Source organism: Lacticaseibacillus mingshuiensis, from assembly GCF_016861785.1.
GTDB lineage: Bacteria > Bacillota > Bacilli > Lactobacillales > Lactobacillaceae > Lacticaseibacillus > Lacticaseibacillus mingshuiensis.
This window is the reverse complement of the sequence record NZ_BOLS01000032.1, coordinates 1-7,881: the sequence shown is the minus strand read 5'-3', so window position 1 is coordinate 7,881 and position 7,881 is coordinate 1. Positions and strand designations below refer to the sequence as shown.

Genomic DNA, 7,881 nt, shown 5'->3' with positions numbered 1-7,881 from the left:
CATGTTTAATTCTCCGACCAATTAAGGCCGAATCACCTACACATTTACGAAACTTTGTTCAGTTTTCAAAGGACGACTTGTCCAAAAGTCAACTTTAACAGTATATCTTTTGATCAGTTCGCTGTCAACAAGAAATTCAGAAAGCGAATATTTATTCATCTGCATTCCCACCGCCGAGGCGGTAAGCAGCGTCTGTCTCGCTGACAACAATAGATATCTTACCAGCCGAGACCGCATGGCGTCAATAAGAAATTGAGATTTCTCGCGGCAAAATAAAATCCGAACGTGCAACATATTTATACATTGCGCGTTCGGATATTCATTAAGATATTGGGCCAAATCGCCTTACTTATTTGTGCCAGCCCCCTGCTTTGCCAACAGCTTCTGACAATCAGGGCACAGTCCATAGACTTCGAGGTGATGCCCGCTGACTGCGAACCCCGTTTTTTTGGCTGCGACCTGTTCAACATCGGTAAAACGATCATAGGTGAAATCCACGATCTTCCCGCAATTTGAACAAATCGCGTGGTAGTGAGGCTGGAGCGGAAAATCAAAATGGGTCGCAACATCATTGGAATTCATCTCTTCAATGAGATCTAGGTCACTTAAAATGCGAAGATTATTATAGACGGTCGCGACACTCATATGAGGAAAACGTGGCGACAGGGCCGCGTAGATCGTCTCTGCAGTCGGATGGGCCTCACTAGCGATCAAATACTTAATGATCGCCTCACGCTGCGGCGTGACCCGGATCTTGTTGGCTTTCAGCTTGGCGATCGTCTGATTGTAAACCGTCTCCTGCATCTGTCTCACCACGGTCCCTTTCTCTAATAAGAATTGTTATCACCTGACACCGTTAGCGTACCCCAAATGGCAAAAAGTTGCAAACAAAAAGGAAGTGACCGCAGCCACCTCCCATTTTTGCTTACTTGTCCTTATCGCTTGAATCACTGGTCGCGGACGAACTGCTGGCAGAAGTGGTGCCAGACGAACTAGACGCGCTTGATGAGCTGCTCGAATAGCTATCTGCGAATTCCTTGAGTCCTGCCATTTCTGGGGCGTCCGTCTTGTACTCATTCATCGTGGACTTCCCGTTGTTCTTATCGATCAAACTGGTCTTGTTTTTATCATCGGCAGCCTGCAACATTTCCAGTGCCTTCGACTGGGTATAGCTGTAATCCGACTTATCCACCTTGGTAAAGCCATTTGGTGTATAGAAGCGAAGCAGATCCCGATTCACCACGCGATCCGACAGCGACAGCTCAGTCGTAACGCGGTTGGTCATCGCATCCACGGCTTCCTTTTGCGCCTGGGTCAGCTTCTTCAACTGCTCGCCGGTCTTGGTGTCGTAATAATTACTGCCGATCTTCGTGTAGGTCGGACTGACAAAATCGCCATTGCGGAAGGCAACTGTCTGATTGCGATTAGCCGCCAAGAGGTCACTCCCAAACTGGATGTACCCCTTATTGGAGATGCCCAGCAGATTCATGATGGTCGGCAGAACATCGATTTCCCCGCCATAAGTGTGGTTGATGCCACCCTTGAGACCATCCATGTGAATCATCAGTGGCACGCGCTGGAACATCGCGTTGTCAAAGTCATCAAAGCTATCCTTACCCAATAACTGCGCGACCGCATCTTTATGGTTGGCTGAGATGCCGAAGTGGTCCCCGTAAAAGACGATCATCGACGTCTTATCAAGGCCGGTCTTTTTCAGCCAAGCCATGAACTCGCCGATCGCCTGGTCGAGGTAATGCGCCGTTTGAACGTAGCCGTCGACGGTCTTATCGCCGGTGTCAGTCTTGGCGATCGACTGATTTTTTTTGTCCAGTGGGTACGGGTAGTGATTGGTGACCGTGATCAGCTTTGCGTAAAACGGCTGCGGGAGCTGCTCAATGTACCCGGCCGCCTGACGCATGAACAGCTTATCCTTGATGCCATAACCTAAAAAGTCATTCTTGATATTCTGATAGTAGGACTTGGAAAAGAAATAGTCGTAGCCCCAGGATTTGTACGCATTATCACGATTCCAGAAACTGGCCACGCCGCCGTGCAGCGCCGCCGTCGTGTAGCCCTGCTGATCCATGATGGCTGGCGCCGCCTGGAACGTGTTGGAGGTCCCAAGCAGTGACATGGCTGATCCTTCGGGCAACCCGAACAGCGAGTTTTCCATCATGGTCTCCGCATCAGAGGTCTTGCCTTGGCCGACCTGATGGAAAAAGTTGTCAAAACTCAGCGTGTCGCTTTCGTGAAAGAGCTTGTTGAGATTTGGCGTGACTTCCTGACCGTCCCACTTGTAGTCGATCAGAAACTGTTGGAAACTCTCCAAGTGAATGATGAAGACATTTTTCCCCTTGGCCACCCCGGTATACTGGGCGTTCGGGTCGATGCGATTTTTCTTCAGATAGACAAGTACCGAGTTCATGTCGCTTGCCTTGGCGTTCGCCTTCGTCGCGCTCGTCTGCGCCGTCTTCACACCATCAAAGACGGTATAGGCATTGAGCCCGAGGTACTTGACGATATAGTTGTTGTCAAAGGTCCGGGTCAAGAGGCCAGAACGGTCGTGATAGGCCATGGACAGGTTGGAGCCGAACATCAGGCCGGCCAGCAGCGTCACGCCCACTGCGAAGAGTTTCTTGATTGGCCGCGTGTCCATGCGAATCACATGAAAGGCAAGCAGCAGAATCAGAATCGCGACATCGACAAAAACCAGCCAGTCGCTGGCCCGCATGATGCCCATGACCCCCGTGGACAGGTTGCTTGAAACAGAGCTTGAGCCCTTGATCAGCGAAAAGGTCATGAAATCGGAAAATTCGCGGTAGTAGAGCACATTCGCGAACAACCAAAGCGACGTGAGCGCGTCGATGATCAGCATCGTGATGTAAGACTTGCGCCCGGATATGTAGAGCGCCACGCCGAACAATAAGATCGTGGTCGGTAGCGGATTGAGGACCAGTAGGAGGTTTTGCATCTTCCCACTGACTCCAAGATTGAATTTTGTTTGATAGGCCCAGTAGGTCTTCGCCCAAAACAGCGCGACCGCCAGCGCAAAAAATCCGAGCCGCGTATTGAAAAAGCCTCGAATTTTACTGCCAAGTTGCTTCATCGTGTTCCTCCACCGCTTTTAAACGTTTCTTGAATTGACGCACTTACACACAGGCATAAGTCTACACACTCCGCCGCCAAAACACAATTTTGATGCGATTATTTTGCGTGTTTTTACGCTATCTTAAACGACGCATGCCGTTTTTTCTGAAATCGCACCGCCAGCGGGCTCTGAGGCCCCCTATCGAGCAAGTCAGCGCCACGTTTTTTCAACCAAACAAAAAGGCCAGGTTTCCCTGACCGATCGTAACCTATTCTTCATCATCAAGCAGGTCGTATATCTCCATGGCGACCAGGTCAATGTTGTCGAATTCAAAGTTCTGGTGGCTTTCGACCTCTTCAAGCGTATACGTCTGCGTACTTGGATCGAAGGAGACAAGCCCCTTTTCGACCCCTTCTTTTTCAAAGCGACGGGTCTGGACCTCGTCATCTGACGCTTCCTGCATCGCTTCAAGGCGTTTAATGATCGCAACTAACTGTGAGCTCTTCATAAAACGGCCCCTTTCATTTGGCTTCTGTCATAGCGTACCATAAAACGCTGACAGGTGCCCCCAAAAAGTGCTTGGATAACAGATTTTTTTAATCTTTGTCATGCTGTCTGGCAAGCAATTCCCGCGGATCAAGTGGCGCCGCGGCCATCTTGTTTGGGGTCACCCCCAGCGCAAAGATACCGCAGATCATCCCAAGATAATAGGTCAAAAAACGCCACAGCAACATCGCCAGCAACAGCCTTGGTGCCGACGCAACATACGCGCCAAACAGCGTCTTGAAACTGTACTCAGCGCCGCCTGTCCCCCCTGGAATCGGAAACAGCGACACGATCATCACGATCATCACATGCAGGACCATCACTTCGATCAGGTCCACGTGCTGGACGCCGAAGCTAAGCAGCACAAAGTACGGCACGGAATAATACAGCAGCAATTGCAGCATGGTCAACGCTGCGGCCTTCACCACCCGCTTTTTTTCCCGCTTCAAATGCAGACTCTCAGCGTAAAACGTGTCGATCTTGAGGTCCATCCGCTGCTTCCACATCGCCAGGCGCTTGGGACTCATGAACAGCCCCAGAAAATGCAGCGCCCAGTTGACCAGCTTCTTGGTGAACTTGTATTGATACATCACCAGAAGCAGGCCGGTGATAACCGTGATGTGAATCAGAAAGCCAAACACGATCAGCCAGGCAAGCGCCTGAAACCGGCCGGCGATCTGCTGAAAACCCACGATCAGCGTCAGGACAAAATTGATCAGCACCATGAATTGGTAGACGATGAATTTCATCAGGAGCACCGAGCTCGCCCGGCCAGCTTCCACGCCGGATTGCATCAGCGCCACCAGTTGCGCAGGCTGCCCACCCGAAGCAAACGGGGTGATCGCATTGAACAGTTGCTCGACCAGCGGCACCCGCAGCGCCGCTTTAAACGGCAGGCGTTCGCCGTCATGCTGGACAAAGATCTGCACGACTAAGGTCTCGATGACCCATGTCGCCAGCATCACGAGCAGCGCAACGGCCACCCACCGCAGCCGCAGCCCCATCAAAGTCCGCCAGACCTGATGAATGTTGAGATCGCGCATCTCGAACGCAAAGATCGAGACCCCGATCAACACCATGATCAGGACTGCGAGCTTATTTCGTTTTGACATGAGACTCCTTTACAAGCGCCGCCTGACTGCGGTAGAAGTGCTCCCACACCTTGGCCAAGCGCGGTTCGGAATAAGTCGCCGCTGCCTCTGCACTTTTTTGCGCATATTTTTGCTGAAGCGCGGGCTCCTGCTGCAACCGATGCAGCTGTTGATTCATCGCATCCACATCCGGCGCCATCATCGCAAACGGCGCAATGATCTGATCATAAAGGGCGAGCTGCCGCACCATGACCGGCGTTTCCGTGGAAAATGCCTCCAGCACCGCCATCGGAAACAGCTCCTCATACGACGGCAACAAAAAGACATCCGCCACATTGTAATAATCGACCATATCCTCACGTGGCACGATGCCAGTGAAAATCAAGTTATCAGGCGCATTGGCGACCTCGGATTTGAGATGGTCATAGCCGTTGGTGATCATCCCAAAGGAAAATCCACCGGCCCAAATGAATCGCATCTTCGGGTTACGCTTCGCTAAGGCGATGAAGTCATCGACCCCTTTGCGATCCTGAACCTGGCCCGCCCCGAAGACAACGAACTCATCTGGGGCAATGCCGTATTTTTGCCGAAGAATCAACTTGTTTTCCGGTGTCTCCGGATAAAACGTCTCCCGCGAGACAAAATTAGGAATGTAGGTCACGTGCTTCGGGTCGATGCCGTACGCGGCGAGCTTCGGAATAAAATTCGGGTTGACCACCACGAGCTGATCCATCCGTTTGTAAAACGCGATCACGTACTTATCGAGCGTCCAGCGCGCCACCCCAGGCAGGCGCAGGCTCTGATCCAGCGTGTTTGGTAGAAAATGCACATAGCCGATCTTGCGGCCGCGCCGTTTGGAAAAGGTCGAGGCGTAAAAAGCTGGGTCGATCGTGTGGTAATGGCTGATCACGCTCGGTGTGTATTTATTGATACTGACGTTGAATTCCCCTGGAAAATATTTTTCAAGTAGCGCCAACAGCTCGGTATAGACTGCACCGACCCCCTGGCCAGCCACCTTATCCGCTGAGGAAAACATATGAATATCGATCATGGACCTATCCCTTCATTGAATCACGTTCTGGGTCATCGACGTCCGCGACCTCATCTGCATCCGCGGCCTTTTGTGCCATGAAGGCGTCAAAATTGACTTGCGCCTGCTGATAGGCAGTCAGGACGCGCTCCCCAAATAATTCTGCCGAGATCTCGTAGAGTTTCGCTTGCAATGGCTGCGGATCATCGAAGGCTTGCGGGTGCTGCAGATAATTCTCGATCTGATGGACCATCTGTGGCTGTTCAGTGAACGTGGTCCCGATCGCCGGGTCATCCAACAGCGACTGGGTATATTCGCCGGCCAGCGCGACGACCTTAAGACCCGCCGCGAGCGCCTCGATGTAAGTCAGCCCCTGCGATTCGGAATCGCTGGCCGAAACAAAGAGATCTGCGGCTCGATAATAGTCGGCGATCTCGCGGTGATCGACCTCACCCGTGAATTTGACATGCTCCGTGATGCCAAGCGACTGCGCCTGCGCCTCAAGATCCTCTTTGGCTGGCCCATCCCCGACGATCAACAACACGGCATTTGGAATCCGTTGCAAGATCGAAGGCATTGCATCGACCACTTTATCGATTCGTTTTTCATAGGCCACTCGCGACAGTGACAACAGCACCGGCACGTCGCTCAGGCCCAACTGGTCACGCAGCTGAGGATTTTTGGCCGCGCTGAACTGTCGAAGGTCGACCCCAGTCGGAATGATCGAGATCGGCGTCTTGACGCCATAGCCCAGCAGCGAGTCTTCGGACCGCTCAGACGGCGCGATCACCCCCGCCACATGGTACAGAAACGCGCGAATGAACTGCTTCACATGATAAGGACGCAGCAAATGCCCGTTCATCACATAATGAAGGTAATCCTCATACATTGTATGGTATGTATGCACAACAGGAATCTTTAACTGGCGCGCAACAAACTTCCCGATGTACCCCATCGAAAATTCAGTCTGCGTATGCACGATGTCCAGTTTCAATTCCTTCGCAACAGCATAAGCATGGAACATGCCGCGAATTGCGATGCGGCGATCCGTGAACGAGATAAACGGCACGCTCGTGAAACGAAATAGATTTGGTTCCACCGCGTCGTCGGGCACATGTGGATCGGTCGTGGTAAAAATATACACGGTGTTGCCACGACGCTCCAGCTCATCTTTTAATGTTTTGATCGAAGTTGAAATACCGCTGACCTGCGGAAAATAACTGTCCGTAAAGATGCCAATGTTCATCAAACTTCCTCCCAACGGCGATAATGCCCTATTGCTAGTATAAGGACAAATCCGAGCTAGTGCAATTATCGCCAGCATCTCCATTGTAGCAGACCAATCGCTGACCTCATCGACCCTGCGACTGAGTTTAGATAAAATAAAAAAACCAAAACGCGCAAACGTTTTGGTTTTTCCATATCATGCCTGATACCGCTGATCGGGGTCGAACCGATACTCCATCGCTGGAACTGGATTTTGAATCCAGCGCGTCTACCAATTCCGCCACAGCGGCATGATAGTTATTCTCTTGGCCTTCGCCATAAGAAAGGCGGTGATCGGATTTGAACCGACGCATATAGGTTTTGCAGACCTTTGCCTTACCACTTGGCTACACCGCCAGGAGCTTTGCTTCATCAGCAATTGGGCTAGCTGGATTCGAACCAGCGCATGACGGAGTCAAAGTCCGTTGCCTTACCACTTGGCTATAGCCCAATCAAGGGCGGATAGTGGGGATCGAACCCACGTATGCCGGTGCCACAAACCGGTGTGTTAACCGCTTCACCATATCCGCCATCACAACAAAAGCAGGGATAGTAGGAATTGAACCCACACTGACGGTTTTGGAGACCGTAGTTCTACCTTTAAACTATATCCCTATAAAATGGAGGATCTAGGATTCGAACCTAGGAACCCGAAGGAACGGATTTACAGTCCGTCGCGTTTAGCCTCTTCGCTAATCCTCCAAAAATGGCGCGGGACGGAATCGAACCGCCGACACATGGAGCTTCAATCCATTGCTCTACCAACTGAGCTACCGAGCCATTAACGGTTCCAGCGGGACTTGAACCCGCGATCTCCTGCGTGACAGGCAGGCGTCCTAACCAACTAGACCATGGAACCA

6 protein-coding genes and 8 tRNA genes are annotated in these 7,881 nt (G+C 51.7%); all 14 read right to left on the bottom strand.

Annotated elements, in window-relative coordinates; genetic code table 11:
- Positions 1-345: 345 nt before the first annotated feature.
- Complete coding sequence (locus tag JUE67_RS12310) at positions 346-804, bottom strand: Fur family transcriptional regulator (protein ID WP_203628607.1); 459 nt, start codon at positions 802-804, stop codon at positions 346-348.
- A gap of 121 nt (positions 805-925) precedes the next feature.
- The gene (locus JUE67_RS12305; protein WP_203628606.1) at positions 926-3,106 is read right to left on the bottom strand and encodes an LTA synthase family protein; all 2,181 of its coding nucleotides are present in this window, start codon (positions 3,104-3,106) and stop codon (positions 926-928) included.
- Positions 3,107-3,356: 250 nt separating this feature from the next.
- The gene (locus JUE67_RS12300) at positions 3,357-3,596 is read right to left on the bottom strand and encodes a YkuJ family protein (RefSeq protein ID WP_125698472.1); all 240 of its coding nucleotides are present in this window, start codon (positions 3,594-3,596) and stop codon (positions 3,357-3,359) included.
- Between the two features lie 88 nt (positions 3,597-3,684).
- Positions 3,685-4,746 (bottom strand): lysylphosphatidylglycerol synthase transmembrane domain-containing protein, encoded by a 1,062-nt coding sequence (locus JUE67_RS12295; protein ID WP_125698470.1) that lies wholly within the window; start codon positions 4,744-4,746, stop codon positions 3,685-3,687.
- Positions 4,730-5,776: a glycosyltransferase family 4 protein gene (locus tag JUE67_RS12290; protein ID WP_203628605.1), complete on the bottom strand. Its 1,047-nt coding sequence runs from the start codon at positions 5,774-5,776 to the stop codon at positions 4,730-4,732. Before JUE67_RS12290 ends, JUE67_RS12295 begins: the two co-directional genes overlap by 17 nt.
- Positions 5,777-5,780: 4 nt before the next feature.
- The gene (locus JUE67_RS12285) at positions 5,781-7,001 is read right to left on the bottom strand and encodes a glycosyltransferase family 4 protein (protein ID WP_203628604.1); all 1,221 of its coding nucleotides are present in this window, start codon (positions 6,999-7,001) and stop codon (positions 5,781-5,783) included.
- Between the two features lie 187 nt (positions 7,002-7,188).
- Positions 7,189-7,272 (bottom strand) — tRNA-Leu (locus tag JUE67_RS12280).
- Positions 7,273-7,306: 34 nt separating this feature from the next.
- Positions 7,307-7,378, bottom strand: a tRNA-Cys gene (locus JUE67_RS12275).
- Between the two features lie 22 nt (positions 7,379-7,400).
- A tRNA-Gln gene (locus JUE67_RS12270) sits at positions 7,401-7,472 on the bottom strand.
- Positions 7,473-7,478: 6 nt separating this feature from the next.
- Positions 7,479-7,551, bottom strand: a tRNA-His gene (locus JUE67_RS12265).
- Positions 7,552-7,565: 14 nt separating this feature from the next.
- Positions 7,566-7,636: transfer RNA gene (locus JUE67_RS12260), tRNA-Trp, on the bottom strand.
- A gap of 6 nt (positions 7,637-7,642) precedes the next feature.
- A tRNA-Tyr gene (locus JUE67_RS12255) sits at positions 7,643-7,723 on the bottom strand.
- Between the two features lie 5 nt (positions 7,724-7,728).
- Positions 7,729-7,801, bottom strand: a tRNA-Phe gene (locus tag JUE67_RS12250).
- Positions 7,802-7,806: 5 nt separating this feature from the next.
- Positions 7,807-7,880: transfer RNA gene (locus JUE67_RS12245), tRNA-Asp, on the bottom strand.
- Between the last annotated feature and the right edge of the window lies 1 nt (position 7,881).